The organism is Mycobacterium sp. MUNTM1 (assembly GCF_054660795.1).
This window is the reverse complement of the sequence record NZ_BAAGDE010000013.1, coordinates 1-26,852: the sequence shown is the minus strand read 5'-3', so window position 1 is coordinate 26,852 and position 26,852 is coordinate 1. Positions and strand designations below refer to the sequence as shown.

The 26,852-nt window shown below is 69.0% G+C and carries 30 protein-coding genes and 2 tRNA genes; 15 read left to right on the top strand and 17 right to left on the bottom strand.

All coding sequences use genetic code 11. The features are described from left to right. Positions 1–6 precede the first annotated feature (6 nt). From ACYQ8K_RS09750 to ACYQ8K_RS09740, 3 genes are all read left to right on the top strand, one after another. Complete coding sequence (locus ACYQ8K_RS09750; RefSeq protein WP_459968415.1) at positions 7–966, top strand: metallophosphoesterase; 960 nt, start codon at positions 7–9, stop codon at positions 964–966. Next, entirely contained in the window at positions 963–2,078 is a 1,116-nt protein-coding gene (gene cds1 / locus ACYQ8K_RS09745; protein ID WP_459968414.1) for an L-cysteine desulfhydrase Cds1, read from the top strand. The genes ACYQ8K_RS09750 and cds1 overlap by 4 nt, the downstream gene beginning before the upstream one ends. 61 nt (positions 2,079–2,139) lie before the next feature. Further along, a tRNA-Pro gene (locus tag ACYQ8K_RS09740) sits at positions 2,140–2,216 on the top strand. 93 nt (positions 2,217–2,309) lie between these two features. Here the strand turns inward: ACYQ8K_RS09740 and ACYQ8K_RS09735 are convergent. Continuing rightward, entirely contained in the window at positions 2,310–2,543 is a 234-nt protein-coding gene (locus tag ACYQ8K_RS09735) for a DUF7218 family protein (protein WP_085185828.1), read from the bottom strand. Positions 2,544–2,811: 268 nt separating this feature from the next. Here ACYQ8K_RS09735 and ACYQ8K_RS09730 point away from each other — a divergent pair, with 268 nt between their 5' ends. Together ACYQ8K_RS09730 and ACYQ8K_RS09725 are read left to right on the top strand one after the other, a co-directional pair. Next, complete coding sequence (locus ACYQ8K_RS09730) at positions 2,812–3,015, top strand: hypothetical protein (RefSeq protein ID WP_459968411.1); 204 nt, start codon at positions 2,812–2,814, stop codon at positions 3,013–3,015. Positions 3,016–3,205: 190 nt separating this feature from the next. Then, the gene (locus ACYQ8K_RS09725; RefSeq protein WP_459968409.1) at positions 3,206–3,895 is read left to right on the top strand and encodes a GAF and ANTAR domain-containing protein; all 690 of its coding nucleotides are present in this window, start codon (positions 3,206–3,208) and stop codon (positions 3,893–3,895) included. A 44-nt stretch (positions 3,896–3,939) separates the two neighbouring features. Here the strand turns inward: ACYQ8K_RS09725 and ACYQ8K_RS09720 are convergent, their stop codons facing one another. The 3 genes from ACYQ8K_RS09720 to ACYQ8K_RS09710 all read right to left on the bottom strand — a co-directional run bounded on the left by ACYQ8K_RS09720 (position 3,940) and on the right by ACYQ8K_RS09710 (position 5,482). Further along, positions 3,940–4,587, bottom strand: coding sequence for a restriction endonuclease (locus ACYQ8K_RS09720; RefSeq protein ID WP_459968407.1), 648 nt, complete (start codon positions 4,585–4,587; stop codon positions 3,940–3,942). Between the two features lie 108 nt (positions 4,588–4,695). Beyond that, the gene (locus tag ACYQ8K_RS09715; protein WP_459968405.1) at positions 4,696–4,998 is read right to left on the bottom strand and encodes a DUF4193 domain-containing protein; all 303 of its coding nucleotides are present in this window, start codon (positions 4,996–4,998) and stop codon (positions 4,696–4,698) included. A 166-nt stretch (positions 4,999–5,164) separates the two neighbouring features. Further along, positions 5,165–5,482 carry a hypothetical protein gene (locus tag ACYQ8K_RS09710; RefSeq protein WP_459968403.1) on the bottom strand — a complete coding sequence of 106 codons (318 nt, stop codon included), beginning with the start codon at positions 5,480–5,482 and terminating at the stop codon, positions 5,165–5,167. Positions 5,483–5,725: 243 nt separating this feature from the next. Between ACYQ8K_RS09710 and ACYQ8K_RS09705 the strand changes: the two genes are divergently transcribed. Beyond that, a complete protein-coding gene (locus ACYQ8K_RS09705) occupies positions 5,726–6,409 on the top strand; it encodes an HAD family hydrolase (RefSeq protein WP_459968401.1) in 684 nt (227 codons plus the stop codon). 15 nt (positions 6,410–6,424) lie between these two features. Here ACYQ8K_RS09705 and ACYQ8K_RS09700 read toward each other — a convergent pair whose 3' ends face one another. Both ACYQ8K_RS09700 and ACYQ8K_RS09695 read right to left on the bottom strand, forming a co-directional pair. After that, a complete protein-coding gene (locus ACYQ8K_RS09700; RefSeq protein ID WP_459968399.1) occupies positions 6,425–6,925 on the bottom strand; it encodes a DUF6328 family protein in 501 nt (166 codons plus the stop codon). A 260-nt stretch (positions 6,926–7,185) separates the two neighbouring features. Beyond that, positions 7,186–7,554: an STAS domain-containing protein gene (locus ACYQ8K_RS09695; RefSeq protein ID WP_459968397.1), complete on the bottom strand. Its 369-nt coding sequence runs from the start codon at positions 7,552–7,554 to the stop codon at positions 7,186–7,188. A 160-nt stretch (positions 7,555–7,714) separates the two neighbouring features. On the opposite strand from ACYQ8K_RS09695, the gene ACYQ8K_RS09690 reads away from it, so the two are divergent. From ACYQ8K_RS09690 to ACYQ8K_RS09665, 6 genes are read left to right on the top strand one after another with little or no spacing between them, the layout of a single operon-like run. Beyond that, positions 7,715–8,617 carry an STAS domain-containing protein gene (locus tag ACYQ8K_RS09690; RefSeq protein ID WP_459968395.1) on the top strand — a complete coding sequence of 301 codons (903 nt, stop codon included), beginning with the start codon at positions 7,715–7,717 and terminating at the stop codon, positions 8,615–8,617. A gap of 22 nt (positions 8,618–8,639) precedes the next feature. Beyond that, positions 8,640–9,029, top strand: coding sequence for an STAS domain-containing protein (locus ACYQ8K_RS09685; RefSeq protein WP_065054538.1), 390 nt, complete (start codon positions 8,640–8,642; stop codon positions 9,027–9,029). Then, on the top strand, positions 9,019–9,429 hold the full coding sequence (locus ACYQ8K_RS09680) for an anti-sigma regulatory factor (RefSeq protein WP_459968393.1): 411 nt from the start codon (positions 9,019–9,021) through the stop codon (positions 9,427–9,429). The genes ACYQ8K_RS09685 and ACYQ8K_RS09680 overlap by 11 nt, the downstream gene beginning before the upstream one ends. A gap of 46 nt (positions 9,430–9,475) precedes the next feature. Then, on the top strand, positions 9,476–10,048 hold the full coding sequence (locus ACYQ8K_RS09675) for a SpoIIE family protein phosphatase (protein WP_459968391.1): 573 nt from the start codon (positions 9,476–9,478) through the stop codon (positions 10,046–10,048). Continuing rightward, a complete protein-coding gene (locus tag ACYQ8K_RS09670; RefSeq protein ID WP_459968389.1) occupies positions 10,045–12,270 on the top strand; it encodes a SpoIIE family protein phosphatase in 2,226 nt (741 codons plus the stop codon). The genes ACYQ8K_RS09675 and ACYQ8K_RS09670 overlap by 4 nt, the downstream gene beginning before the upstream one ends. Positions 12,271–12,329: 59 nt before the next feature. Then, positions 12,330–13,373, top strand: coding sequence for an iron-containing redox enzyme family protein (locus ACYQ8K_RS09665; protein ID WP_459968387.1), 1,044 nt, complete (start codon positions 12,330–12,332; stop codon positions 13,371–13,373). Here ACYQ8K_RS09665 and ACYQ8K_RS09660 read toward each other — a convergent pair. The 9 genes from ACYQ8K_RS09660 to selD form a co-directional block, all read right to left on the bottom strand. Continuing rightward, positions 13,300–13,554: a CDGSH iron-sulfur domain-containing protein gene (locus ACYQ8K_RS09660; protein WP_459968385.1), complete on the bottom strand. Its 255-nt coding sequence runs from the start codon at positions 13,552–13,554 to the stop codon at positions 13,300–13,302. The two genes, ACYQ8K_RS09665 and ACYQ8K_RS09660, sit on opposite strands and share 74 nt — an antisense overlap. Continuing rightward, positions 13,551–14,240 (bottom strand): HemK2/MTQ2 family protein methyltransferase, encoded by a 690-nt coding sequence (locus ACYQ8K_RS09655; protein ID WP_459968383.1) that lies wholly within the window; start codon positions 14,238–14,240, stop codon positions 13,551–13,553. The genes ACYQ8K_RS09660 and ACYQ8K_RS09655 overlap by 4 nt, the downstream gene beginning before the upstream one ends. 106 nt (positions 14,241–14,346) lie before the next feature. Then, positions 14,347–14,901, bottom strand: a complete 555-nt coding sequence (locus tag ACYQ8K_RS09650; RefSeq protein ID WP_459968381.1) for a type 1 glutamine amidotransferase domain-containing protein — start codon at positions 14,899–14,901, stop codon at positions 14,347–14,349. Between the two features lie 30 nt (positions 14,902–14,931). Further along, positions 14,932–15,339, bottom strand: a complete 408-nt coding sequence (locus tag ACYQ8K_RS09645) for a malate dehydrogenase (RefSeq protein WP_459968379.1) — start codon at positions 15,337–15,339, stop codon at positions 14,932–14,934. Positions 15,340–15,523: 184 nt separating this feature from the next. Then, on the bottom strand, positions 15,524–16,510 hold the full coding sequence (locus ACYQ8K_RS09640; RefSeq protein WP_459968377.1) for an LLM class F420-dependent oxidoreductase: 987 nt from the start codon (positions 16,508–16,510) through the stop codon (positions 15,524–15,526). A 45-nt stretch (positions 16,511–16,555) separates the two neighbouring features. Further along, the gene (gene nrfD, locus ACYQ8K_RS09635) at positions 16,556–17,641 is read right to left on the bottom strand and encodes an NrfD/PsrC family molybdoenzyme membrane anchor subunit (protein ID WP_459968375.1); all 1,086 of its coding nucleotides are present in this window, start codon (positions 17,639–17,641) and stop codon (positions 16,556–16,558) included. Further along, positions 17,638–18,621, bottom strand: a complete 984-nt coding sequence (locus ACYQ8K_RS09630; protein ID WP_459968373.1) for a 4Fe-4S dicluster domain-containing protein — start codon at positions 18,619–18,621, stop codon at positions 17,638–17,640. Before ACYQ8K_RS09630 ends, nrfD begins: the two co-directional genes overlap by 4 nt. Further along, positions 18,596–21,928, bottom strand: a complete 3,333-nt coding sequence (fdh, locus tag ACYQ8K_RS09625) for a formate dehydrogenase (RefSeq protein ID WP_459968372.1) — start codon at positions 21,926–21,928, stop codon at positions 18,596–18,598. Before fdh ends, ACYQ8K_RS09630 begins: the two co-directional genes overlap by 26 nt. An 80-nt stretch (positions 21,929–22,008) precedes the next feature. After that, positions 22,009–23,010, bottom strand: a complete 1,002-nt coding sequence (selD, locus tag ACYQ8K_RS09620) for a selenide, water dikinase SelD (RefSeq protein WP_459968370.1) — start codon at positions 23,008–23,010, stop codon at positions 22,009–22,011. A gap of 45 nt (positions 23,011–23,055) precedes the next feature. On the opposite strand from selD, the gene ACYQ8K_RS09615 reads away from it, so the two are divergent. From ACYQ8K_RS09615 to ACYQ8K_RS09605, 3 genes are all read left to right on the top strand, one after another. Then, positions 23,056–23,150 (top strand) — tRNA-Sec (locus ACYQ8K_RS09615). 18 nt (positions 23,151–23,168) lie between these two features. Next, on the top strand, positions 23,169–24,461 hold the full coding sequence (gene selA / locus ACYQ8K_RS09610; protein WP_459968368.1) for an L-seryl-tRNA(Sec) selenium transferase: 1,293 nt from the start codon (positions 23,169–23,171) through the stop codon (positions 24,459–24,461). After that, complete coding sequence (locus ACYQ8K_RS09605) at positions 24,449–26,152, top strand: SelB domain-containing protein (RefSeq protein WP_459968366.1); 1,704 nt, start codon at positions 24,449–24,451, stop codon at positions 26,150–26,152. Before selA ends, ACYQ8K_RS09605 begins: the two co-directional genes overlap by 13 nt. Here the strand turns inward: ACYQ8K_RS09605 and ACYQ8K_RS09600 are convergent. Continuing rightward, positions 26,136–26,600, bottom strand: coding sequence for a GatB/YqeY domain-containing protein (locus tag ACYQ8K_RS09600; protein WP_459968364.1), 465 nt, complete (start codon positions 26,598–26,600; stop codon positions 26,136–26,138). The two genes, ACYQ8K_RS09605 and ACYQ8K_RS09600, sit on opposite strands and share 17 nt — an antisense overlap. A gap of 29 nt (positions 26,601–26,629) precedes the next feature. Continuing rightward, positions 26,630–26,852, bottom strand: a 223-nt coding sequence (locus ACYQ8K_RS09595; RefSeq protein WP_459968362.1) for a hypothetical protein, incomplete at its 5' end; no start/stop codon positions are given.

Sequence of the window (26,852 nt, the reverse complement as noted above, 5' to 3'; positions counted from 1 at the left end):
GCGAGCATGGCTGATGTTTTGCCCGTCCTGATACGTGCCGGCGCCGCCACACTAGCTTCGAGCGTCGCCGGCCTCGGCTATGCCGCGGTCATCGAACGCAACGCGTTCGTCCTGCGCGAGATCACGATGCCCGTGCTCAGCCCGGGCTCGACCCCGCTGCGGGTGCTGCATGTCAGCGACCTCCACATGACGCCCGGCCAGCGCCGCAAACAGGCGTGGCTGCGCGAACTGGCGGGCTGGGAACCGGATCTGGTGGTCAACACCGGCGACAACCTGGCCCACCCCAAGGCGGTCCCGGCGGTCATCCAGGCCCTGGGCGACCTCCTGTCGCGGCCGGGTGTCTTCGTGTTCGGCAGCAACGACTACTTCGGCCCGCGGCTGAAGAACCCGCTGAACTACGTGACCAACCCGTCGCACCGGGTTCGCGGTGAACCGCTGCCCTGGCAGGACCTGCGGGCGGCGTTCACCGAGCGCGGCTGGCTCGACCTCACCCACACCCGGCGCGAGTTCGAGGTGGCCGGTCTGCACATCGCCGCCGCGGGCGTGGACGACCCGCACATCGACCGCGACCGCTACGAAACCATCGCGGGGCCGGCCAGCCCGGCCGCGAATCTGCGGCTGGGACTGACGCATTCGCCCGAGCCCCGGGTGCTGGACCGCTACGCCGCCGACGGCTATCAGCTGGTGATGGCCGGACACACCCACGGCGGTCAGGTGTGCCTGCCGTTCTACGGCGCGCTCGTGACCAACTGCGGTCTGGACCGCTCGCGCGCGAAGGGACCGTCGCGCTGGGGCGCCCACATGCAGTTGCATGTGTCCGCCGGCATGGGCACCTCGCCGTTCGCGCCGGTGCGGTTCTGCTGCCGGCCGGAGGCCACCCTGCTGACGCTGATCGCCACCCCGATGGGCGACCGCGGCGCGGCCAGTGACCTGAGCCGTTCGCAGCCAACAGCATCGGTGCGTTGACCGACCAGACCCGGATCGCGGTTCGCAGCCGCTCCCGCTGCTGGACGGACAACGCGATCCGGCTGATCCAGGCCGACGCCCGGCGCAGCGCCGACACCCATCTGCTGCGCTACCCGCTGCCCTCGGCGTGGAGCGCGGGCGCCGACGTCGCGCTGTACCTCAAAGACGAGACAACGCACATCACCGGCAGCCTCAAGCACCGGCTGGCCCGCTCGTTGTTCCTCTACGCGCTGTGCAACGGCTGGATCGACGAGGGCACCACGGTGGTCGAGGCCTCGTCGGGTTCGACGGCGGTGTCCGAGGCCTACTTCGCGGCGCTGCTGGGTCTGCCGTTCGTCGCCGTGATGCCCGCGGCGACGAGCACATCGAAGGTGGCGTTGATCGAATCCCACGGCGGCCGTTGCCATTTCGTGCAGAGCTCCCGCGAGGTCTACGCCGAGGCCGAGCGGGTCGCGCGAGAGACCGGCGGGCACTACCTGGACCAGTTCACCAACGCCGAGCGGGCGACCGACTGGCGGGGCAACAACAACATCGCCGAGTCGATCTTCGAGCAGATGCGCGAGGAGCGCTATCCCGTCCCGGACTGGATCGTGGTCGGCGCGGGCACCGGCGGAACCAGCGCCACGATTGGCCGCTACATCCGCTACCGCCGCCACGCCACCCGGCTGTGCGTCGTCGACCCGGAGAACTCCGCGTTCTTTCCCGCCTACGCCCAAGGTCGGAACGACTTGGACGACCTAGCGATGCCCAGCTCGTCGCGCATCGAGGGCATCGGCCGGCCGCGGGTGGAGCCGTCGTTTCTGCCCGGCGTGGTCGACCGGATGGTGTCCGTCCCGGACGCGGCGTCGATCGCGGCCGCGCGGCACGTCAGCGCCGTGCTTGGGCGCCGCGTCGGGCCGTCGACGGGAACCAACCTGTGGGGTGCGTTCGGCCTGCTCGCCGAGATGGTCGCCGAGGGCCGCAGCGGCTCGGTGGTCACCCTGCTCGCCGACAGCGGCGACCGCTACCGCGACACCTATTTCAGCGACGAGTGGGTGGCGGCGCAGGGGCTGGACCCGTCGGGACCGGCCGAGGCGCTGGTCGAGTTCGAGCGATCGTGCTCATGGAAGTGACCTGGCGCACCGCGGTTTGGCCTCCCGATAGCCCGGTGCGATAGGCTGTCGAGGCTTCAAGCGGGGTGTGGCGCAGCTTGGTAGCGCGCTTCGTTCGGGACGAAGAGGCCGTGGGTTCGAATCCCGCCACCCCGACCAGTATTCAAGGGACTGACCGGCAGCAGCACGGTCAGTTCTTGTCGGCATGAAGGGCCCGCTGCAGAGCACGCCACCGGCGACGCGACGCAGCGCCTAGCTGGACTTCTTGCCGCCTTTGCGCCCTGCGGCCTTCTTCTGGGACTGGTTGCCGCCGCTGCCGCTACCACTGCTACGGCTGCTTTGGCTGCTGCCTGAGCTCTTGCCGCCCCTACTCGAGGCGCCCGGCGAGTTCGATATCGCCGCCGCTCTCGACTTGCTCATCCCCTTCTTGCGCAGCCCCTCGTACTGTTTGTCGTTCTTGACGCTCGATCCATGATCTTTTGCCACTTCGAACTCCTTTACATCTCGCATCCGAGTACCCGTTTCCAACCGGGAGAACGGCTTTCCGAGAGTTCTCAGCCGAGCGACTGATCGCTGCGGCCGATTCTGCAGTGATGTAAGCGGCACTATTCGGTGTAGCGTCAGTGTTGTTCGGCGGGACGTAGGCGTCCGGGACACACTCAATTGGTTCGGCGGGACGTAGGCGTCCGGGACCCCGGGAATCTCCTGCTTCGGTTACCGGAGCGGGCGCCCACTACGAAGGAGGGCTCCCTCCATGACCGCCAACGACACGTCCCAGCCTGCGGGTCCGGCACAGCGCGACGATCTGCGCGCCACCCTGGCCTTGAGGCGGGACAAGCTCGTTCGCCAGCGCGTGGACGTACTTGCGGAGATACGCACGCTTTCCAGCCAACTGGAATCCATCGACCGCCACCTTGCGCACATCGCGCACATCGAGGCCGCGCACACCAAGCCTTGATCAGTGGTTGGTATCGGGCGCAAACCGCCGAAACCGGGCCGATATAGTGGATCTCACCGTCATGCTAAGCAGACAGCATTGACATTCGTCGCCGTCAAAAATTACAAGTGATCGCCTCGCGAGACCGCAGGCTGCAGAAAACGGCGCGGAACTGCCTGTAACCGGTCTCGAAGCATGAGGGCGACACTCAGTGACCAATCTTGACGATCTCAGCCTGCTCACCGACGTTCTGCGGGCCATCTATTCGGCGGATGCCGACGACTTCCCCCAGGTGCTGGACGACCTGACCAGGGCGGCCGCGCGCTGGGTGCCGGGCGCACAGGAAGCCGGGATCACCGTCACCAGCCGGCAGAACGAGGTCAGCACCCCGTCGGTCACCCACGACTGCGCCCGGTTGCTCGACGAGTTTCAGCAGCGCCACCTCGAAGGACCCTGCGTCCACGCCGCCTGGACCCGAAAGGTCGTCGTCATCGACGACCTGGAAGCCGACGAACGCTGGCCGAAGTATCGGGCCGACGCGCTCGCGCACACGCCGATTCGCAGCGTGCTGTCGCTGCCCATGTTCGCCGACGAGCTGAGCATGGGCGCGCTGAACTTCTACGCCGAGCGCCCGCAGTCCTTCTCCGAAGACTCGCGTCGGATCGCCGCCGTCTTCGCGACGCTGGGCGCACTGGCGTGGAGCAACGTCGTGCGCACCCAGCAGTTCCGGGAAGCCCTGAGCACCCGCGACATGATCGGACAGGCCAAGGGCATCCTCATCGAACGCTACGACCTCGACGACCAGACCGCCTTCAACACCCTCATCAAACTGTCGCAGAGCATGAACACCCCGCTGCGCGACATCGCGCGCCGGGTGATCGAGGACGCCATCGGGCGCTGACGTCCCGGGGCCCGTCCGAACATGCTGTGGCCCAGGGCATCTCGCTAGCTTTCCCACTCCGGTTCCCGCCGTGGCGTCCTGGATTGCGGTGCGACGCCGTGTGTGCGGCGCGGACCCCGCACGACGACGGACTGAATTTGCGTCCAGCCCTGCACCTGGGAGCGGCCCACCAGGCGGCACCGGTGGGTGCCGGCCAGTTGGCGGGCGGCCTTGGTGAAGGTCTGGTTGGTCACGACGACCGTCCGGTTACAGCCGTGGTGCAGCGCCCCCGCCACTACCTGCTGGACCGCGGCCACTCCGACGGCCTTCGCCAGCCGCTTGCATTGGACGGCCATGCGGGCGCCGTCTTTCTTGGCGATCAGATCCACGCCGTAGTCACCGGTACTGGCGGTCGGGGTGACGCTGTAGCCCGCGACGCGAAGCTGCGCCGCAACGAATTCCTCGAACTCGGTGCCCGACATCCGGTCGATCGCCCGTAGCCCGGATTTCGCCAATCTGAGGTCGCGTCGTCGATGCGCGTCCGCCTGGTAGCGGTCCCGCTGTACCGACAGCCACCACAGGATCGCCACCGCGACGGCCAGCCCACCGAGTCCGGCGAGGCATCCCGCCGGTAGGCTGCCGGTCGCCTTCTGCGTGAAATACCAAGGGAGCGCTAGGCCCAGCGGCAGGAGCGACCCGAGTACCTTCTCCATTTGTCCGATGAACCTAGTGGATGCCACCGACAATTCAGCGCAATCCACGGCGGGTTCACGGTCGCGTTATGGCGCACGAGACGCCTCGCCCGGCCCGAGGGGCGGGTGTCAGGCGCAGTCGGCACACACAGGAAGGCCGGAGCTGGAGGCACGCATCCGGCTGCGGTGCTGCACCAGAAAGCAGCTCGAGCAGGTGAACTCGTCAGCCCGCTGCGGAATCACCTTTACCGACAGCTCTTCTCCGGACAGGTCTGCGTCCGGCAGCTCGAAAAAGTGCACATCGTTGGGGTCCTCGTCGACCACGGCGGTGGCAGTCCCCCGCAGGGCTGGCGCCAGTTCGCGAAGCGAGGATTTCTCCTGGGTGTCGGCGTCGGATACACGGCGTGCGTCGTAGTCAGTGGTGGTCGCCATTGGTGTTCCTTCCCGCGATGGAACGGGTTGACGCACTTTCCTGTACTCACCCGTGGCGCAGGCAGTACCCCGTTCGGGGGTGCGTTACACCACCACGGCCGGAAAAAGTTGCGCCGATATCCTGCTCGGCCGCGGTGTGCCGCACCGACGGCAATGCCACGCGTCCTCAGCTGCTGGGCGGTGGCGCGGGCCGACCGGAATGCGCGGCGTGCCAGCGCAGTTCGGCGTCGCGGACCTTGCGGTGGGCGCGCAGCAGCCACGCGGCGCTCAGCGCGCCCAGCACCACGGCGACGACCAGGGCGATGGCGCCGCCCACCAGATGTCCGGCCGCCACGGCGAACAGGCCCACGGTCAGGGCGATGACCGCGACGGCCGCGCCGGCGAGACCGGGGGCGTTGGCGCTGTTCTTGAGGGATTCGCCGGCGTGCTGACGAGTAGTGCGGGCATGGTCAACCGGGGGGTTCTTGGGGTGATCCAACGTCATTCCTCGTCGAGAGTCATTGTGTACCAGCATTATTCGTGCGCGTACGGTAACGATCGATCCGCTGGCCGGGGGCGGAGAACTCGCCCCGACGTCGCGGATCACCACGCAGGTATACCCGTCGCGCCGGTGGCCAAACGAAACCCCGCCCTGTGTCAGCCGCGTCCGGCCTGGGTATGCCGCGCACATGACTTCACGACCGCACGCGGGCACGCTTCCCGCCGCCGACCCCGGGAGCCGGCCCTGATGGCGCGTGGCGGCACGCCCGCCGTCCTGTTCGACGTCGACGGCACGCTGGTGGATTCCAACTATCTCCACGTCCACGCCTGGCAGCGCGCGTTCGACGCCGAAGGCATGCGGGTGGCGTCGTGGCAAATCCACCGGTGCATCGGCATGGACGGGTCCCGGCTGGTCCGAACGCTCTCCGATGACGCCCCGGACGACGTGCGCCAGCGGCTCAGCGACAAGCACAGCGAGTACTACCGGGAGATCACCTCGCTGCTGCAGCCGTTGCCCGGTGCCCGTGACCTGCTGCGCCGCGTCGCCGACCTGGGCTTACAGGTCGTGTTGGCCAGCTCGGCGCCCGAAGACGAGTTGGAGATTCTGCGCAAGGCGCTCGACTGCGACGATGTCATCTCCGAGACGACGTCGTCGCGCGACGTCGGCACCGCCAAGCCCGAGCCCGGCATTGTGCGGGTGGCGTTGGACCGGGCCGGCGTGGACGCCCAGCACGCCGTGTTCGTCGGGGACGCCGTGTGGGACGCGCACGCCGCGGCCGGCGCGGGATTGCCGTGCATCGGCCTGCTGAGCGGCGGCATCGCCCGCGCGGAACTGCAGGAGGCCGGGGCCGAACCCGTCTTCGCCGATCCCCGCGACCTGCTCGAGCACCTGGACTCCACCCGCATCGCGGCACTCGCGCCCAACCGCTGACGGCCCAGCGTGGCCTCAGTCGCCGCGAGTGCGCAGCATCAGCGGCAGCACCCACCAGAAGAAGGTGAACACCGGCAGCGCACACGCCCCGGCGATCAGGCCGACGTTTCGCCCGGCCACCGCCGCGAAAATGATCGTGGTGAGGCCGATCAGCGCCAGTCCGAGCAGGCCGAGCCCGGCGAAGGCGCACCGGTGCGCGGCCGATACGAGGACCTGAAGCCGATGACGACGGAAGAGTATCCGGTGCATGGCGACCGGGGCGATCAGCAAGACGGTCGCGCACACCGCGCACACCACGGTGGCCAGATACACGACGCGCATGTGCGGGCCCAACACGTCGAAACGCTGCTGGAACGGCAGCGTCAGCAGGAACCCGGTCAGCAGCTGAACCCCGGTTTGGACCACCCGCAGCTCCTGCAGCAGGCTGTTCCAATTCCGGTCCAGCCGTTGAACTTCGGTCTCGCCTCGCTCTCGGCGATCCCACTGCTGGTCGTCTTGCGGATGGTCGACGTCCATAGCCCTGATCATCGCACCTGGGCTGCGCGGGGACGCCGGTTCGAGCCGGCCCGCCGCCGGTAAAGGTTTTCACCGATTTCGTTCGCGCAAATTCCGGCGGCCTGCGGCGTTTCCGGAAAAATCTCGGGATAAGTCCCGAAATCGATACAAATGGGAAATCGAATTCACCGCATTCGCGTCAAACATGTTGTCAGGCAACTAAATCTGTCGCCGGTGCGACTCACCGAAACGAGGCCCCCGGGACGGCGGCCGCCAGGTGGTCAGCCGTTCAGCTTGCCGTCCCGCACCCCGGTCAACGCGTCGTCGAGCGTCGGGTACAGCGGGAAGGTCTTGTCCAGGCCGGTCAGATGGATGGGCCTGCGGGTAGCCGGACCGCGCGCTACCACGCCGAACCCGGTCTGGTTGGTCAGCTTCTCGTAGGTCGCCGCCAGGATCTTCAGTCCGACCGAACCCAGAAACTCCACCGCGGAGAGATCGATGATCAGTGCTGTGGGGCTGTCCGCGACGACCGCGCTGATGGCTTGTTCCAGGGCCGGAGCCGTGACCAAATCGATTTCGCCGCTGACACTGACCACGGACACGCCGTCGTGGTCCTCAACCAACGTGGTAATCGAATCAGGAGCTGACAATGGCAATCCTTTGTCCTGGGCCGTGGCGTGGTTCAACCCTAGCCTGCGTTACCGAACTGCGAGAAGAATATGCCCTCTACACGTGCCCCGCGACAACCCACGCTAGTCTCGCAAAAGGAACTGCAGACCGCAGGGCGCGACGTGGCACTCGGGAGGCCAGATGTCAGATTCGCCGTCGGATTTCAACAGTACCGGCACCGCAGCGCAGACCGTCGGCATTTCCAGTGAGGGGCTGCTTCCCCAGCTAGTCCAGCATCTGCGGCAAAACCGAACCATCCTGCGGGAGGAATGGGCCCGCAGGATCACCGAGGCCGAGCTCCTCACCGCGATGACTCCCGAGGAGATCTTCTCCGAGGCGACGACGGTGTACGACAGCTACGTCGAGGTGCTCGAGACCGGTAGCGTCGAGGCGCTGCAGGATTACGCGCGCGACCTGTCGGAACGCATCATCCCCCGGGGCGTGGAGACCGACGAGGTCGTCGGCATCGTGCTGCTGCTCCGCGACGTGCTGGCCCGGTCGTTGTTCGAGAAGTACCAGACCGACTTCGAGATGCTCAACCGCGTCCTCGACGCCTACGAACCGGCGGCCAACCGCATCGCCAACACCGTGGCCGTGTCCTTCGTGCAGGAACGCGAGCGCATCATCCGCCAGCAGCAGGAGGCCATCCGCGAGCTGTCGACGCCGGTGCTGCAGGTGCGTGAACAGTTGCTGATCCTGCCGATCATCGGTGTGCTGGACAGCCAGCGCGCCCGCCAGGTCACCGAACAGCTGCTGCGGGCCATCCGCGCGAACCGCGCCAAAGTGGTGGTCATCGACATCACCGGTGTGCCGACCATCGACTCGACGGTGGCCAATCACCTGGTGCAGACGGTCGACGCGTCCGGCCTGATGGGCGCCAGCGTGATCATCACCGGCCTGTCCTCCGAGATCGCGCTGACGCTGGTGACGATCGGGCTGGACCTGTCCAAGATGAACGCCGTCGGTGACCTGCAGGGCGGCATCGAGGAAGCCGAACGCCTGCTGGGTTACGAGGTGACCCGCACGGGCGAGCAAACCGGATAACCACCATCGACGCGAGCACCCCATGCCAGTACCGATCCTGAAACAGGGCTCGATCCTCATCGCGTCGGTACAGGCCGCCCTCACCGACTCCGACGCCGAACGCCTGCGCTACGACCTGATGGAACGGGTCAGCCAGTTCCGCGCGCAGGGCATCATCGTCGACGTCACCGCCATCGATGTGATGGATTCCTTCGCCGCCCGGTCGCTGCGGACGATCGCGCACATGACCCGGCTGCGCGGCGCGGACACCGTGATCGTCGGATTGCAGCCCGAGGTTGCCTTCGCGATGGTCCAGCTTGGCCTGGCGTTCGACGACATGAACACCGCGCTGGATCTCGAAGAGGGCCTCGCGCTACTGAATCGCCAAGGCGGAGCGGGTAAGTCAACGATCGGGCTCGACGGTGGCGGCTGATATCGTCGTCGCCATCGACCACCCCGACGACATCGTCGAAGCCCGCAAAGCCGGACACGAACTCGCCCTTGATTTGGGATTCTCCCTGACCGACGTCACGATGATCGCCACGGCGATCTCGGAGATCGCCCGGAACATCACCAGCTACGCCGGCCGCGGCGCCGTCCGGGTCGCCATCGCCGACCGGGAGGGGCGCAAGGCCCTGGTGGTGCGCGCCGAGGACCAGGGCCCCGGCATCGCCGACATCGAACGGGCGATGGAAGACGGTTACACGACCGGCCGCGGGCTGGGCATGGGTTTGCCGGGCGCGCGCCGGCTGATGGACCGGTTGGTCGTCGAGTCCACCCTGGGCCAGGGAACCGTCATCGAAATGTGGAAATGGGTTCCCCCGCGTGCATGAGAGCGGTCGCTTCGGACCTATCGAATGGGCAAGGGCGGGGCGGCCTTTGCCCAGCGAATACACGTCCGGGGACCGGGGTATTGCCGTCGATGTCGGCGGTGAGGCCGCGCTGTTCGGGCTGGTGGACGGCCTCGGCCACGGGCCGGCCGCCGCGGAAGCCGCGCTGCGTGCCGTCGAGGTGGTCGCGCGCGCCAGCTCCGAGCGGGTCGAGGTGCTGATCCAGCTCTGCCACCGCGTGCTGGTCGGTACCCGCGGAGTCGCAATGACGTTAGCGCGGATGGATTTTGCGGACAACACGCTCACCTGGACCGGCGTCGGCAATGTCACCGCCCACCTGGTGGCCAAGGCGCCAACCGGTATCCAGATTCGTTCCAGCGCAAGGCTTACCGGAGGCATCGTCGGCTACCGCATACCGGAAATCAGGCCGGCGCAAGTGGTTTCGATCCGCCCAGGCGATCTGATGATAATGAGCACCGACGGGATCGTCGAGGACTACCTGGACCACATCGACCTCTCGGCCACCGCCGTCGCGATCGCCGAGGGGCTCCTCGGCAAGGACGCGAAAGAGACCGACGATGCGATGGTGCTGGCGGCGCGTCACAGGGGAGTATCGATTTGAGCGGCGACGACGACTTTTACGAGCAGTACGAGGCCGCGCTGCGCGCCTATCTGGACTCGCACGACGAGGCGAGCCTGTCGGTCGGCAATGAGCTGGGGCGCAGGGCCCTGAGGGAACAGATCAGCCTGCTCGACATCGTCGAGCAGCACGTCCGCCTGGTATTCGAAATCTCGCAAGACGTGCGCATCGATGCGCCGATCGCGCTGGAGTTCCTTCTGCAGCTGCTGGTCCCGCTGGACGTCGCAACACGCGGCTTCATCGACGGCAACAGGCGCTACGCCGAACAGCGGGCCCGCGCCGAGGGGCTGGCCGACCGCGACAAATTCCGTACCGCCCTGGTGAATTCGCTGCAGGAGGGCTTCTTCGTCGCCGATCACGAGGGCTCCGTGGTCGAGATGAACAACGCCTTCATCGAGATCCTCGGGTTCCCCAACGAGGGCCTGCCCTACAAGTGGCCGCACCCCTGGCTCGTCGACACGAAGACGGCGGCCGAACAGATCTCACAGGTGCTGGCCCACGGCCGGGCCGACTACGAAACACCGATCCGCCACGCCGACGGCCATCTGGCGTGGGTGAAGGTGAGCATCAACGCGCTCAAGGAAACCGGCAGCGATCGAGATGCCTTCGTCGGAACGATCCGCGACGTCACCGCCGAGCGTGCCTTCGCCGCGCGGGAGAGTGCGGTGTTGCGGCTGGCCACGGCCGTCGCGGTGGCCAAGAGCGTGGACGAGCTGCTGTCGATCACACTCGACGAGTGCAGCGCGGCGATCGATGTGCAACGGGTGATCGCGGTCTCGTGGCCCAACGGAGACAGCGACCCGACGGTGCAGGTGGCGGGCGAGCCCTCGGCCTCGTCGTGGCGCAAGCTGGATCCGTGGTTGCGCCATACCTTCCAGGACGCGCGTCACCAGCTGCCACTGACGGCGAAAACGGTTGAGGCGCCTGATCATCCGGGTAAGGCCCAGGGACTGGTCGCGGCGCTCTCCGGTACCGGGGACCTGACGCTGTGGCTGGAGCTGCGCACGCCTCGTTGGGTCAGTGGGGAGGATCGGCTGCTGGTCACCGTGCTCATCGGCCATTTGAGCCTGGCCATGCAGCATGTGCGCCAGTTCGAGAGTGCGCGTGAGACGTCGCTGACGTTGCAGCGGGCCATGCTGCCGCCGGTTCAGCCGCCGCCGGGTTTCGCCGTTCGCTACGAACCCGCGGTGCCGCCGTTGGAGATTGGCGGTGACTGGTACGACGTGCTGCCGATCGGTGAGCACCACATCGGCATCGTCGTCGGAGACTGCGTGGGTCGCGGCCTGCCCGCGGCCGCGATCATGGGTCAGCTGCGCAGTAGCGCGCGGGCACTGCTGATCAACGGCGCCGAGCCCGCCGTGCTGCTCGATCAGCTGGACTCGGCGGCCTCGCTCATCCCGAACGCGTACTGCACGACCGTGTTTCTGGCGATTCTGGACACCGAAACCGGGGTGCTGCAGTACAGCAACGCCGGCCACATGCCGGCCGTGCTGGCCGGCCCGAACCCCGGCACGACGACGCTGTTGACCGATGCCGCGTCGGTTCCGCTGGCGGTCCGCCGCAACGAGCCGCGCCCGCAGGCCACGCAGGTGCTGCCGCCCGGCTCGACGCTGATGCTGTTCACCGATGGTCTCGTCGAACGCAAGCATGAGTCGATCGACGACGGAATCGGCCGTGCGGCAGACGTTCTGACGCAGACCATGACGTCGCCGCTGGACACCGTCGCCGATGTGGTGCTGCGCGAACTGGCCCCGGCGGCGGGTTATGACGACGACGTCGCGATGGTGATTTATCGGCACCAGCACACGCCCCTGCGCATCGAAACCCGTGCCACCGCGGACCAATTGGTCCGCATCCGGCATCGGCTGGCGGACTGGCTGCACGCCGGCGGCGTGACCGAGGATCAGGCCGCTGACATAGTGCTGGTCGTCAACGAGGCGTGCACCAACTGTGTCGAACATGCCTACCGTGGATTCGCCGCCGGATCCATGCTGCTCGAGGTCTGTATCGCCGACGGCGAAGTGCGCACCCGGGTCACCGATTACGGGTCGTGGAAGACGCCGGCCGTGCCCCCGGGCAACGGCGGGCGCGGCCTGCCGCTGATGCGGGTGCTCAGCGACTCGATGGAGCTCGACAATACGGCCGGCGGCACCACCGCGGACATCGCCTTCCGCCTGCGTTCCGGGCCGCCTGAGGCGCGTTGACGGCCGTTTGCGGCTGCGGCGTGCCGTTTGCCTGCCCCGCGCAGCGGGTAGACATCGGCGTGACCCACGCATCGACACTGACCGAACCTGTCCTGCCTGCGGCGCACGGGCCGCTGTCAACCGCCGTACGCTGCGCGCTGGCAGGTCCGCCGTCGGTCGTCGACCACTTGGCGCGCATCGGCGCCTCGGTACGCGATTCCGATCCCTACGGCCTCGATCTGCAACTGGCGCTGTCGATGTGCTATGAGCTGCATTACCGCGGCCTTGCCGGTGTCGATCCCGCCTGGGAATGGAATCCCGCGTTGCTGGGGCTACGCGCCGAACTGGAACGGGTGTTTCTGGCCGGCGTGCGCCGCGACGTCGGGCACATCGATCCCGATCGGACGGCGGCGGCCGAAATGGAAGCGCTCACGGTCGAACCTGTCGACGGCACCGGCCCGTCGTATTACCTGCGCGACAGCGGAACCTGGCAGCAGATGTGCGAATACTTCGTACACCGTTCCCTGTACCACCTCAAAGAGGGCGATCCGCACGCCTTTGCCATCCCGCGCCTGACCGGGGTGGCCAAAGCGGCTTTTGTGGCAATCGAATTCGACGAATACGGCGCCGGACGGGGCCCGCGGCTACACCAGCAGCTGTTCGCCGACCTGCTGTCGGCGGCGGGCCTGGACGCGACGTACTGGGGTTACGTCGACGCGGTGCCCGCCGAATCCTTGGCGGTGGTCAACCTGATGTCGCTGTTCGGTCTGCACCGCTCGATGCGCGGCGCGGCGATCGGGCACTTCGCCTCGACGGAGATCACGTCACCGCCGGGCTCGCAGCGCATGGTGAAGGCCTTGCGGCGCCTGCGCGCGCCCAAGGCGTGCATCGAGTTCTACAGCGAGCACGTCGAGGCCGACGCGGTGCACGAACACGTCGTGCGCAACGATGTGGTCGGCGATCTGATCGCCGGAGACCCGCGGCTCGAGCACGATGTCATCTTCGGCATCCGTGCCCATGCCGCCGTCGAAGACCGCTTGGCAGAACGGATTATGACGTCGTGGGAGCGGAATCAGACGTCGCTGCGGAGTCCGCTGGAGCAGACGAGGGCGCCGATGTCTTGAGGCGCCGGCACCGGCGATGGCTGGTGTCGCACAGCGGGTAACGGCCGCTGCGGCGGCAGGTGCAGATGGCCACCATGAAGCGGTCGGACTCGACGACCTCGCCGCCGGGCATCTCGATCCGCACCGGGCCCGACACCAGCACGGGCCCGTTGGGCACCACCTGCACCCGGGTGGTGGTCATCGCTTCTCCGCGCGGATCACGATCAGTTCCTCTTCCCGCCGCCCGCGCGGGATCAGGCCGACCTCCTCCAGCCACTTCGCCCGGGAAGACATCACCGGGCCGAACGGTATCCATTTGGACGCAATCACTTTCGCATCCATGCCGGCCCACTTCAGCGAATCCAGGGACTGTTGAACGCCGGCGAGCGCGGAATGCACCAGCAGCAGGGATCCGCCGTCGCGCAACAGCTTTGGCGCCGACTCGCACAGCGGGTCGAGGATCATCCGGCCGTCCACACCGGCGTTCCACGCCCACGATGGTCCCGCGCTCGGGCAGATCTCTTCCATCTCCGCACCGGGCGGCGTGGGCACATAGGGCGGGTTCGACACGACCACGTCGAACGGCGCGCAATCGACCGCCGCGATCCACGATCCTTCGCGCACGTCGACCTCGACACCGGCCGCGGCCGCGTTTTCCCTGGCGCACCGCACAGCCTGCGGGCAGATGTCGAACGCCGTCGCCTCGGCGCATCCCATCGCGGCGGCCGCGATGGCGACGAAACCGCTGCCGGTGCACAGATCGAGGACCCTCCGCCCCGGGATCAGGCCCGTGTCGTGCATCACGTCGACCAGCAATCGAGAGTCCTCTTGCGGCTGATACACGTTCGGAACGGGCGAGACCGCGGGCTCGGGATACGTGGTTGTCACTGTTGGCCTTTCGAGAACCCTATGAGGATTGCCGCTCACCGCGGCTTGGCGGGATAATGCCCGCAAACCGGCGCATTCAAACGGACCAGGCGGAAAGTCTTGGCGGCTAACCCGCCGTCGCGTGGGCGAACTGCTTGAGGATGGCCGCGCAGAACGCCGGGAGGTCCGACGGCGAGCGGCTGGAGATCAAGTTGCCGTCGATGACGACCTCCTCGTCGACGACGTGTGCGCCCGCATTGCGCAGATCGGTGCGAATGCTGGGATACGACGTCAGCGTGCGGCCCACCGCAACACCGGCTTCCGCTAGCGTCCAGGGACCGTGACAGATGGCCGCCACCGGCTTGCCCGACCCGACGAAGTCGCGGACGAAGGACACCGCGGAGCTGTCCATGCGCAGCTTGTCCGGGTTGACGGTGCCGCCCGGCAGCACCAGGCCGTCGTAGTCCTCCACCGACGCCTCGGACACCAACCGGTCGACGGCGAAGGTCCCGGCGGGTTCGAGATCGTGGTTGCGCGCCTGGATTTCGCCGTCCTTCAGCGACAGCAACTGCACCTGGGCGCCGGCATCCTGCAGCGCCGCACGCGGCTGTTCGAGCTCCACCTTTTCCACGCCGTCAGCCGCGAGGATCGCTATCGTCTTGCCCTGCAATTCATTTGACATCGTCGCATCCCTTTCTGCGATTTCGTCGGATCAAAGAGCCCGTAGCTGCGGAGCGCCGCGTCGAGCCCCGGCGGTTCGCAACGCCGTGTACAGGTCGAGCCCGGCGATGCCGGAAAGCAGCGCTGCTGAAACGGCACCCTGTCGCCGTCGGCCCGGCCCGCGGGCGATCACACCGGCGATCAACAGCGCCATGTCCAGCACGTCACCGGCCACGCGGGTCCACACCAGCTTGGCCGGCCCGGCCAGCAGGGCCGCGCCATGGCCGCATTCACGCACTCCCAACGCGCGGATCACCCGCCGCGACCGGCCGGTGTCGTCCACGCCCGCGATGGCGGCGACTTTCCCCGGGGCTACCAGTTCGCTCACACCCAGGCCGAAACTGGCGCCGCTGAGCGTCTTGACGAGTGTGGTTGTGGTGTCGCCGGTTTCATCGCTCATAAGTTCGCTCCCCCTGCTTTGCCGGAATGCGCAGGCTTGCAAGCCGGCTGTGGCAGCAGCGTGTAAGGCCAACGCACGCCGGAACGACCGTTCACGTCCCAGCTCTACCGACGTCCGACGCGCGTTGGCTGGCTGCCCACGACTGCGAGGCGGATACCCGGGTGCGCAGCGGTCAAACCTGCGATCAGTTTGCTGCGTCGCGCAGCGCCGCCAGCAAAGGCTCGGCGGCTTCGTCGAGGAACCGTTCTTGGGTTTCGCCGCCGATCTGCACCAGGGCGATGTCGGTGAACCCGGCTTCCCAGTAGGGCCGCACGCCCTCGACGATCGCGTCGAGGTCAGGACCGCAGGGAATGGTCTCGGCGACGTCTTCGGGCCGCACGTACTGGGTCGCCCCGGCGAAGCCGGCCGGCGTGGGCAGGTCGGCGTTGACCTTCCAGCCACCGGCAAACCAGCGGAACTGGTCGTGCGCGCGTTTGACGGCGGTGTCGCGGTCGGGGTCCCAGGACACCGGTATCTGGCCGATCACGCGTCCGCCCCCGGCGAGATTGGCGGCCTGGCGGGCACCGTGCCAGGCGTCGACGAGTTGCTTCTCGGGTTCCGTGGCGATCAGGTGGTCGGCCAGCTTGGCGAACTTGTCGACGGCCCTGGTGCCGCCGATGGCCACCCCGATGCCGACCGGAACGTCCGGTACGTCCCACAGCCGCGCCGAATCGACCTGGAAGTAGTCGCCGGTGAAGTCCACCAGTTGCCCGCCGAACAGCTCGCGGATGATTTTGATGGCCTCGCGCAGCATGTCCTGCCGGCGCGTGACGGTCGGCCAACCTTTGCCGACGACGTGTTCGTTCAGGTTTTCACCGCTGCCCAGGCCCAGGGTGAACCGGCCGTCGGACAGGATCTGCACGGTGGCCGCCTGCTGGGCGACGATCGCGGGGTGATACCGCATCGTCGGGCAGGTCACGTAGGTGTAGAGGTCGACCCGCTCGGTGGCCTGCGCCACCGCGCCCAACACCGCCCAGGCATTCGGCGCGTGGCCCTGCGAAGTGAGCCACGGCGAGAAGTGGTCGCTGCACACATGAAAGTCGAAGCCGCGCTCTTCAGCCGAAACCGCATACCGGACAAGGTCTTTGGGTCCACTCTGTTCGGTCATCAAAGTGTAGCCAAAATTCGTCATGCCTGACGGGTACCCGGCCGCCCGGAGCGCAAACGGCGCCGGCGGTCAGTCCGCGGTGGTGATGGAGTCCCCGGTGACGCCGGCCGCCCGGCGGGCGGCGAGCCTGCGCTTCTGCGGCTCGATCGTGTAGCGGGGGTCGCCGGTCGATTCCTTACCCGCCTCGAAGAAGCCGAACCGCAGCAGCGCCGACGCGGTCAACAGCGTCAGGCCGGACAGGACGGCGACACCGCGGTGCCGCCCGCCCAGCAGCGCTCCTAAACCCCCTGCGGCGGCGAGCCATTCGCTGGCCGACAGCAACCGGCCGGGTGTGCCGTGGTGCAGCGGTTCCCGGGTGACCGGGTCCATCCGGTACTCGGTGAACCTGGCCGAGACCAGGTCGGCGACCGCGCCGACGACGGCCAGCTTGCGGGCCGGCCCCGCCTCGGCGACTCCGGTGGTGACCATCGCCAACCCCGACGCGGCCAGGCTGGCCGAGCTGACGAACACGAACGGCAGGTCTCGATACGCGGCGTTCCAGGTCGGGGTCGCGGTGTCGGTGAGCAGCACCGCGGTGTAGACGGCCAGCGGCGCCGCGAAGACGGCAGCTTCCAGGCCGGCCGGCCCCTCCACGGCGCGCAGGACGGGCCGCAACGGGCCCAACGGGATTCGCTCGCCGGTCATCCGGTCCACCTCGGCGGCCGCGGCGACGCCGATGCCGGCGGAGAAGAAGCTGAGGATCCACGAGCCGATGCTCATCGGTGACGTCAGCTTGACCGTCCGCAGCATGTTGACGAAACGCTCGGGGCGGCCCAGGTCCTTCACCAGCGCGACGGCTCCGAGCGACACCGCGATCAGAGCGGACAGCCTGGTGTTGCGGCGCAACGTGTTTCGCCCGGTGAGCTGTGCGCCGGCCGCCAGCAGGCCGGACCCGCCGGCGACGCCGCCCAGGAAGAGGTACACCGCCACCTCGTGCCCCCATGGCGCCGGCTTGACCACCGGACGTCCGTAATAAGAGGTGAATTCGGCGTCGGGCACCATCGGCATCTCGCGTGACCCGTCGGCGGCGCCGCGCCGGCCCGCGCGCCTGCCTTTTCGTCGCCTGCCGCCCTTGGGTTCCGGCGGGCGGAAGCTGTCGAATTCCGAGGTGCTCATCGGCTGCTCCAGAATGCCCATGCCGCCGCGCCGACCATGCCGGCCGCGGCCATACCCGCCCGCTTGAACATGGTCTTCAGGTCGGCCGTGCACACCCGCGGATCAGGCGGCAGCCCGTACACCTCCGGCTCGTCGAGCAGCAGGAACACCGACCCGGTCCCGCCGACGCCGTCGTTCTCATTGGCGCCGTAAAGCCTTGCCTCGGTGCGGCCTTCGGCGTGCAGCTGCGCGACGCGCTCGCGTGCCTGGGTCACCAGCTCGTCGTGATTGCCGAACTTGATCGACGTCGTCGGGCAGGTCTTGGCGCACGCCGGCACCTGGTCCTCGACCAGGCGGTCGTAGCACAGCGTGCACTTCTGAGCGACGCCGGTGACGAATTCCTCTTTCGGCTGGCCCGGGCGCTCCACCGGCGTCGCGTACGTGCCATCGCTGCGCCGTTCGACCACGCCGAACGGACATCCGGCGACGCAGGTTCCGCAGCCGTTGCAAACGTCGTGCTGCACCACCACGGTGCCGAATTCGGTGCGGAACAACGCGCCCGTCGGGCACACGTCCAGGCAGCCGGCGTGCGTGCAGTGCTTGCACACGTCCGACGACATCAGCCAGCGGAATTCCGGGGTGTGCAGGGGCTGCGAAACAGGCTCCGGTTCCTCGGGTTTCGCGGCGCCGGGAACGGCGGGCATGCCCAGATTGATCAGCGCGCGACCGGATTCGCGGGCCTCTTCGATGCGGTCGCGGCCCTGCTCGATGAAGGCGACGTGGCGCCAGGTGCTGGCGCCCAGCGCCCCGGTGTTGTCGTACGAGGACCCCAGCAGCTCGAGGTCACCGTCGCGCGGGTTGCGGTTCCATTCCTTGCAGGCGACCTCGCAGGCCTTGCAGCCGATGCAGATCGAGGTGTCGGTGAAGAACCCCTTGCGCGGCTTGCGATCCGACCAACCGGCGTCGGTGGCCGGGTCAGTCGGTCCGATCAGCTGACCCATCTGCCCTCCTCGTGTCCGGCGGCCCGATGATGTCCCACACCGCATCGTCGACCCGTACATTGTCCGTCTCGGTGGTGGCGCCCGAGCGGGACTGGTATTCGGCGATCAGGCGCAGCAGCTCCTCGCCCTGCGGTCGGCGCCCCGGGCGGATGTCGCACGAGCCCGCCTTGGACTCCTGGATCTGCACGTTGGGATCGAGCGTGACGCCGAGCAGGTCGTTGGCCGCGTCGCCGCTGACCACCGCGTCGCTGCCCACGCCCCAGTGATACGGCAGGCCGATTTGATGCACGGTGTGGCCGTTGATGATCAGCGGACTCACCCGTTTGGTGACCAGCACGCGGGCTTCGATCGCGGCGCGCGGCGAAATGATGGTGGCCCACCCGTAGGGCTCGAGGCCGCGCTCGGCGGCCAGTTCCGGGGACACCTCGCAGAACATCTCCGGCTGCAGCTCCGACAGGTACGGCAGCCACCGGCTCATGCCGCCGGCGGTGTGGTGCTCGGTGAGCCGGTAGGTCGTGAAGACGTAGGGGTAGACCTCGGCGCCGGGGTCGCCCGCGCTCGGTGCGCTCAGGTTGTCCTTGCGCGGGAACGTGATTCGCGCCGGATTGCGCTGCTGCGGGTAAAGCGCGTTGGTGACCGGCGACTCCTGCGGCTCGTAGTGCGTGGGCAGCGGCCCGTCGACCACACCCTTCGGCGCGAACAGCCAGCCCTTGCCGTCGGCCTGCATGATGAACGGGTCGTCCCCGGCGAGCGCGTCGGGACCACCCAGGTCGGGGTCGGGCCGGCTGCCGGGCGCCCGGTCGGCCACGAAGTCCGGCACGTCGTAGCCGACCCAGCGCTGTTGGTCCGAGTCCCACCAGACGTACTTCTTGCGCTCGCTCCACGGCTTGCCCTCGGGGTCGGCCGAGGCGCGGTTGTAGAGCACCCGCCGGTCGGCCGGCCAGGCCCAGCCCCATTCGGACTGGCTGGGCGAGTCACCGCCGTGCGGCACCCGGCGCGCGGCCTGGTTGGTGGCGTTCGCGTACACCCCGGTGTAGATCCAGCAGCCCGCGGCCGTCGACCCATCGGCGCGCAACTCGGTATAGGAGGTCAACGGGTCCCCGCCGCCGACCCGGTACCCGTTGACTTCGGCCAGCACCGTTTCCCCGTCGGGCTCGCCGTGCTCGTCGGTCGGGTAGTCCCACGTCAAATCCAGCAGCGGCCGGTCCCGCTCGTCGGTCGAGCCGGCCAGCCGTTGCCGGATCCGCTTGCCGAGTTCGTAGAAGAACTGCAATTCGCTCTGGCACTGGCCCGGCGGCTCGACGGCCTTGTGACGCCACTGCACCAGTCGCTGGGTCTGGGTGAACGACCCCGCCTTCTCGACATGCGTTGCGGCGGGCAGGAAGAACACCTCGGTCTCGATGTCGGAGGTCTTGAGTTCGCCCGACGCGATCTCCGGCCCGTCCTTCCACCAGGTGGCCGATTCGATGAGGTTGAGGTCGCGGACCACCAGCCACTTGAGGTGCGACATGCCCAGGCGCTGCATGCGGCCGTGGGCCGAACCCACCGCGGGGTTCTGCCCGAGCAGGAAGTAGCCCTCGACCTCGTCGTCCAGCATCCCCATCACGGTCTGATAGGTGCCGTGCGGACCGGACAGCCGCGGCAGGTAGTCGTAGGCCCAGTCGTTGTCCGCCGTGGCCGCATCGCCCCACCACGCCTTGAGCAGGCTGACGGTGTAGGCATCGGCGTTGGCCCAGAAGCCTTTCTGCTTCTTGGAGCCCACCGCGTCGAGGTAGTCGGCGAAGGTGTCGTGCGTGCCCGCCTTCGGCATCGGCAGGTATCCGGGCAGCAGGTTGAACAGCGTGGGGATGTCGGTGGAGCCCTGGATGGTGGCGTGACCGCGCAGGGCCATGATCCCGCTGCCGGGCCTGCCCACGTTGCCGGTCAGAAGTTGCAAAATCGTTGCGGTGCGGATGAATTGGGCACCGAGGGTGTGCTGGGTCCAGCCAACGGCGTAGGCGAAGCAGGTGGTGCGCTCGCGCCCGGAGTTCTCCACGATGGATTGGGCCAGATAGTCGAAGTCCTCGCGGCTGATGCCGCAGACGTCCTTGACCATCTCCGGGGTGTAGCGGGCGTAGTGGCGCTTGAGGATCTGGAATACCGTCCGCGGGTGCTGCAGGGTCTCGTCGCGCTTCACCTTGGCGTGCGCCAGCGGCGGACCGCCGCTGCCGTGCTCGTCCCCGGCTCCGCTTTCCGAAGCGGTGGCGCCGTGTGGGTGGCCCCCGCCCGGGGATTCGACCTGCCCGTTGCCCTGCTCGTCGTAGGCCCAGCTCGACGTGTCGTACTGCCCGGTTTCGGGGTCGAATCCAGAGAACAGGCCGCCGAGATCCTCGGTATCCCTGAAATTTTCGTTGATCAGGGTCGCGGCGTTGGTGTACGCGATCACGTACTCCTTGAACCACAGGTCATTGGTCAGGATGTGGTTGATCAGCGCGCCGAGCAGCACCACGTCCGAACCTGCGCGGATCGGAATGTGCCGGTCGGAGACCGCCGAGGTGCGGGTGAAGCGCGGGTCGACGTGGATCACCCGCGCGCCGCGGGCCCTGGCCTCCTCCACCCATTGGAACCCGACCGGGTGACACTCGGCCATGTTGGAGCCCTGGATGACGATGCAGTCCGCATTGGCCATGTCTTGCAGTGATTGGGTGGCGCCGCCGCGCCCGAAGGAGGCTCCCAGACCGGGAACCGTTGCGCTGTGTCAAATACGAGCTTGGTTCTCGATCTGGATGGCGCCCGCGGCGGTGAAGAGCTTCTTGATGAGGTAGTTCTCTTCGTTGTCCAGGGTCGCCCCGCCAAGCGCGGCGATACCCATGGTGCGGCGCAGCAGGTTGCCCTTCTTGTCGATGTCCTGCCAACTGTTCCGGCGTGATTCCACGAAGCGGTCGGCGATCATGTCGATCGCGGTGTCCAGCTCCAGCGGTTGCCATTCGGTCGCCCGGGGCGGCCGGTACAGCACCTGCAGTTGCCGCCCGGGTGAATTCACCAGCTGCTCGCTCGCAGAACCCTTGGGGCACAACCGCCCTCGCGAGATCGGCGAATCCGGATCGCCCTCGATCTGGACGACCCGCTCATCCTTGACGTACACGCGCTGCCCACAGCCCACGGCGCAGTACGGGCACACGCTTTGCACGACGCGGTCGGCGGTGGTGGTGCGCGGCGTGAGCGCGCGGGTGTGTTTGGACGTCACCGCCGAGCCGCGGCCGAGCTTGTCTGTCGACCGCAACTGGCGCAGGACGGGCCATTCCAGAAAGACTGTGCGCAGGGCCATGTCCCCACCCTAATGGCGATCGCAAGCGCGGCGAAGCCGGGCGCAGCGGGTCGCCATGCGCCTTGATGCGGTCGGACCGCTCAGCGCACCACGATGGTGTGCTCGCCGCGCGGCACCAGCTCGCCGATGACGGGCGCCCCCGGGATCTCCCCGGCGATCAGCAGCCCACCGGAGGTCTGCGCGTCCGCGAGCAGCAGGGCGTCGTCCTGGCCGACGGCCGACAGGTCGGCGTGCGGCGCCACCCAGTCGAGGTTTCGCCGGGAGCCGCCGGACAGGTAGCCGGCCGCCAGCGCCTCGCGCGCGCCGTCCAGGTAGGGCACCGCGGCCGAGTCGATCACCGCCGTCACGCCGCTGGCCCGCGCCAGCTTGTGCAGGTGCCCGAGCAGCCCGAAACCGGTGACGTCCGTGGCACATTCGACACCGGCCGCCAGCGCCGCGGCGGCCGCGTCGGCGTTGAGCGTGGTCATCACGGCGACGGCCTCCTCGAACCGCTCCCCGGTGGCCTTGTGCCTGTTGTTCAGCACCCCGACACCGAGCGGCTTGGTCAGCGACAGCGGCGCTCCAGGTTTGCCGGAATCGTTGCGCAGCAGGCGGTTTGGGTCGGCGATCCCGGTGACCGCCAGGCCGTACTTGGGCTCGGGATCGTCGACGCTGTGCCCGCCGGCCAGGTGGCAGCCGGCCAGGCCGCACACGTCCAGCCCGCCGCGCAGCGTCTCGGCGGCCAGCTCGAACGGCAGCACCTCGCGCGGCCAGCCCAGCAGGTTCACCGCGACCACCGGGCGTCCGCCCATCGCGTAGACGTCGGACAGCGCGTTGGTGGCCGCGATCCGGCCCCAGTCGTAGGCGTCGTCCACCACCGGGGTGAAGAAGTCGGTCGTCGCGATCAGCGCCGTGCCGTTTTGGATGCGCACCACCGCCGCGTCGTCGCCGCTGTCCAGGCCCACCAGCAGCTCCCCGACCGCGTCGCGCGGCGCGGTGGATCCCAGCCCGCGGACCACGTCCTCGAGCTCACCGGGCGGGATCTTGCAGGCGCAGCCGCCGCCGTGGGCGTATTGAGTCAGTCGGTACGTCACGGCGTCCATGGTGCCCGCGCCGCGGAGGCTGCGACAATTGGCGCCATGGCGCAAGGAGGCGTGTCCGGTCTGGTGACCGGCGCGGTCTTCAAAACCGTCGAACGGCAGTCGCTGCCGTTGGCGGGTTCAATTCCCGTCCGCCTCCGCCATGTCCTTTCGGGCCCGACATGAGCGACCCACGCCGACGGGTGCCCGGCACCGACACGGTGCTCGCCGATCCGCGGCTGGTCGCGGCGCAGCGGGTGCTGGGCCGCGACCTGGTGAAGTCGGTGATCACCGCGGCCCAGCGGCGGGCACGGGCCGGCGAGATCGCACCCGAGCAGGTCGCCGAGCACGCGGTCGCCGCCCTCCCCGCAACCGCCTCGAGCCTGCGACCGGTCATCAACGCGACCGGCGTGGTGGTGCACACCAACCTGGGCCGCGCCCCGCTGTCGCGGGCCGCGCTGGACGCGGTGGTCGCCGCCGGCGGAACCACCGACGTCGAGTTCGACCTGGCGACGGGCCGGCGCGCGCGCCGCGGCCGGGGCGCGCTGGCCGCGCTGGCGGGTGCGGTCCCGACCGCCGGCGGCGTGCACGTCGTCAACAACAACGCGGCCGCGCTGCTGTTGACCGCCATGACCCTGGCGTCCGGCACGGAGATCGTGCTCAGCCGCGGGGAACTCGTCGAAATCGGCGACGGGTTCCGCATTCCCGAGCTGCTGGAATCCACCGGATCGCGGCTGCGCGAGGTCGGCACCACCAACCGCACCAGCCTGCGCGACTACATCGAGGCGATCGGGCCGCAGACCGGATTCGTGCTGAAGGTGCATCCGTCCAACTTCCACGTCACCGGGTTCACCTCGGCCGTCGACGTCGCGACGCTGGCGCCGGAACTGCGCGAGCTCGGCGTGCCGCTGGTGGTCGACATCGGCTCCGGCCTGCTGTCGCCGCACCCGGTGCTGCCCGACGAGCCGGACGCGACGTCGATGCTGGCCGACGGCGCCGACCTGGTCACCGCGAGCGGGGACAAGCTGCTGGGCGGGCCGCAGGCCGGGTTGCTCTTCGGCCGCGCCGAGCTGATCGAGCGGATCCGCCGCCATCCCGCGGCGCGCGCCCTGCGGGTCGACAAGCTGACGCTGGCCGCGCTGGAGGCGACGCTGCTGGGGCCGCCCCCGCCGGTGGCGCAGGCGCTGGCGGGCGACGTCGACCGGCTGCGCGCCCGGGCCGAGTCGCTGGCCACCGGGCTGCCCGGCGCCGTGGCGGTGGACTGCGTCGCGGCCGTCGGCGGCGGCGGGGCGCCCGGGGTCGAATTGCCCAGCGCCGCGGTGAGCCTGCCTGAGCACTACGCCGCCGCGCTGCGCCTCGGCAGTCCACCCGTCGTGGGCCGCCTGGAGGGCGGCCGGTGCCTGCTGGACCTGTGCACGGTGGCGCCCGACGACGACGAGCTGCTGGCCGCGGCGGTACGGGCGTGTTCGTCCTAGCCACCGCCGGACACGTCGACCACGGCAAATCGACTCTGCTGCAACGGATTACCGGCATGTGGCCGGATCGGTTGGCGGAGGAGCGGCGCCGCGGCCTGACCATCGATCTGGGCTTCGCGTGGACCGAGCTCGGCGGCCGTCAGCTCGCGTTCGTCGACGTGCCCGGCCACGAACGATTCGTGGCCAACATGCTGGCCGGCGTCGGCGCGGTGCCCGCGGTGGTGTTCGTCGTCGCGGCCACCGAGGGCTGGATGCCGCAGTCGGAGGAACACCTGGCCGCCCTGGACGCCCTCGGGGTCCGGCACGGACTGCTGGTGATCAGCAAGGCCGACCTCGCCGATCCGGGCCCGGCCGTCGCGCAGGCGTCCGAAAGGCTCGCCGCCACAACACTTGCCGGCGCGCCCGTGGCTGTCTCCACCGACCTGGACCGGGTGCGGGCCGAACTGGTGGCACTGACCGACCGGCTGCCCGCGCCGGACCCCGGCGCCGACGTGCGGCTGTGGGTGGACCGCAGCTTCACCGTGCGCGGCGCGGGCACCGTGGTCACCGGCACGCTGGCCGCCGGCACGGTCCGGGTGGGCGACGAGCTCGAGCACGCCGGGCGGCGCGTGAGCGTCCGCGGGCTGCAATCGTTGGGCCGCGGCGCGGACGCGGTGGGCCCCGTTTCTCGGGTGGCGCTGAATCTGCGCGGCGTTGACCGGCACGACATCGGCCGCGGGGACACCGTGCGCACGCCGGGGGCCTGGCTGGACACCGCGGAAATCGACGTCGCCCTTCGATCGGCGGACACGCTGCACCGCCAGCTCGTGCTGCACATCGGGTCGGCGGCCGTGCCGGTGCAGGTGCGCCGGCTGGGGCCCGCCGCGGCGCGGCTACGGCTGGCCAGGCCGCTGCCGCTGCGCGTGGGGGACATCGGGTTGCTCCGCGACCCCGGAGAGCACCGCATCGCCGCGGGCGCCGAGGTGCTCGACGTCCGCCCGCCCGAGCTGCGGCGGCGCGGCGCGGCGCGGGCGCGCGCCGAAGAGCTGGCCACCGGCCGGGTCGCCGCGCCCGACGTCGCGCGCGCCGCGGACCTGCGCGCCATGGGCCTGCCGGCGCGCGGGCAGCGGGTGGGCGACTGGGTGGTGGATCCGCGGTGGTGGGCGGCGCGGCGCGACGACGCGGCCGCGGCGGTGCGGCGCTGGGCGTCCGACCACGACGTCGCGGCGGGCATGCCACTGGAGACGTTGCGACAACAGGTCGGGCTGCCCGCCGCCGACCTGATGCCCAAGCTGCTGGAGGGCACGGGCCTGGAGGTGGCCGACGGGTTGGTCCGCCCGCCCGGGGCGGGCCTGCCGGCCCGGGTGGACAAGGCCGTGTCCGCGGTCGAGGAGTGGCTGGCCGCCGAGCCGTTTCGGGCACCCGAGGCCGATGAGCTGGCCGAGCTGAAGCTGGGGCCGCGTGAGCTGGCCGCGGCGGTGCGGGCCGGACGGCTGGCGCGGATCGCCGACGGGGTGGTGCTGGGACCGGACGCACTGGACCGCGCCGCCCGCGTGCTGGCGGCGCTGCCGCAACCGTTCACCGTCAGCGAGGCACGCCGCGCGCTGGGCACCACCCGGCGGGTGGCGGTGCCGTTGCTGGAACAGCTCGATGCTCGGCGCGTGACGCGCCGCGGCGACGACGGAACCCGGGTGATTACAGCCGCTCTTTGACGGCGGCCGAGAGCCGGGCGCCGTCGGCCTTGCCGGCGGCGATCGCGGTGGCGGCCTTCATCACCATGCCCATCTGTTTCATCCCCGGCCGCTCGCCGATCTCCTCGGCGACCTGTGCGATCGCGGTGTCGGCGACGTCGGCCACCTCAGCCTCGGTGAGCGGGGTGGGCAGGTACTCGTCGATGATCCGCGCCTCGGCGTGCTCGTTGGCGGCGAGCTCTCCGCGCCCGTTCTGGGTGTAGATCTCCGCGGATTCGCTCCGCTTGCGGGATTCTTTGGCCAGCACCTTGAGGACTTCCTCGTCGGTGAGGTCCCTGGCCTCCTTACCGGAAACCTCCTCGGTTTGGATCGCAGCCAACAGCATGCGCAGAGTGGCCGTTCGCAACTTGTCCTGGGCCTTCATCGCCGCGGTCAGGTCGGTCCGGATCCGGGATTTGAGTTCCGCCATGTCTGAGACGCTACGCGCCGGGCGGGGGGTCAACGTTGTGAAATGCCCCGGCCGCCGACAGGATGGAGCCCATGACGAACGACGCGCCCGGCTGCAAAGGCCGCGGGGTTCGGTGAGCGCGCCGCCGCCTGGTTATCCGGCTGGTCCGCCACCGGCATCCGGCCCACAACCTGAATACGGTCCGCCGCCGGGCTACGGCCCGCCACCGGCATACGGCGCGCCGCCGGCGTACGGCCCACCGCCGGGTTACCC

Coding starts and splice junctions, on each gene's coding strand:
- ACYQ8K_RS09660 (WP_459968385.1), bottom strand. CDS start 13,554: ATGACCACCACCCGGGTGCAGGTGGTGCCCAACGGGCCCGTGCTGGTG.
- ACYQ8K_RS09720 (WP_459968407.1), bottom strand. CDS start 4,587: ATGGAGAAGGTACTCGGGTCGCTCCTGCCGCTGGGCCTAGCGCTCCCT.
- ACYQ8K_RS09705 (WP_459968401.1), top strand. CDS start 5,726: ATGGCGCGTGGCGGCACGCCCGCCGTCCTGTTCGACGTCGACGGCACG.
- ACYQ8K_RS09750 (WP_459968415.1), top strand. CDS start 7: ATGGCTGATGTTTTGCCCGTCCTGATACGTGCCGGCGCCGCCACACTA.
- ACYQ8K_RS09710 (WP_459968403.1), bottom strand. CDS start 5,482: ATGACGTTGGATCACCCCAAGAACCCCCCGGTTGACCATGCCCGCACT.
- ACYQ8K_RS09700 (WP_459968399.1), bottom strand. CDS start 6,925: ATGGACGTCGACCATCCGCAAGACGACCAGCAGTGGGATCGCCGAGAG.
- ACYQ8K_RS09645 (WP_459968379.1), bottom strand. CDS start 15,339: ATGAGCGATGAAACCGGCGACACCACAACCACACTCGTCAAGACGCTC.
- ACYQ8K_RS09730 (WP_459968411.1), top strand. CDS start 2,812: ATGACCGCCAACGACACGTCCCAGCCTGCGGGTCCGGCACAGCGCGAC.
- ACYQ8K_RS09630 (WP_459968373.1), bottom strand. CDS start 18,621: ATGGGTCAGCTGATCGGACCGACTGACCCGGCCACCGACGCCGGTTGG.
- ACYQ8K_RS09640 (WP_459968377.1), bottom strand. CDS start 16,510: ATGACGAATTTTGGCTACACTTTGATGACCGAACAGAGTGGACCCAAA.
- selD (WP_459968370.1), bottom strand. CDS start 23,010: ATGGACGCCGTGACGTACCGACTGACTCAATACGCCCACGGCGGCGGC.
- ACYQ8K_RS09685 (WP_065054538.1), top strand. CDS start 8,640: ATGCCAGTACCGATCCTGAAACAGGGCTCGATCCTCATCGCGTCGGTA.
- ACYQ8K_RS09715 (WP_459968405.1), bottom strand. CDS start 4,998: ATGGCGACCACCACTGACTACGACGCACGCCGTGTATCCGACGCCGAC.
- nrfD (WP_459968375.1), bottom strand. CDS start 17,641: ATGAGCACCTCGGAATTCGACAGCTTCCGCCCGCCGGAACCCAAGGGC.
- selA (WP_459968368.1), top strand. CDS start 23,169: ATGAGCGACCCACGCCGACGGGTGCCCGGCACCGACACGGTGCTCGCC.
- ACYQ8K_RS09600 (WP_459968364.1), bottom strand. CDS start 26,600: ATGGCGGAACTCAAATCCCGGATCCGGACCGACCTGACCGCGGCGATG.
- ACYQ8K_RS09650 (WP_459968381.1), bottom strand. CDS start 14,901: ATGTCAAATGAATTGCAGGGCAAGACGATAGCGATCCTCGCGGCTGAC.
- ACYQ8K_RS09690 (WP_459968395.1), top strand. CDS start 7,715: ATGTCAGATTCGCCGTCGGATTTCAACAGTACCGGCACCGCAGCGCAG.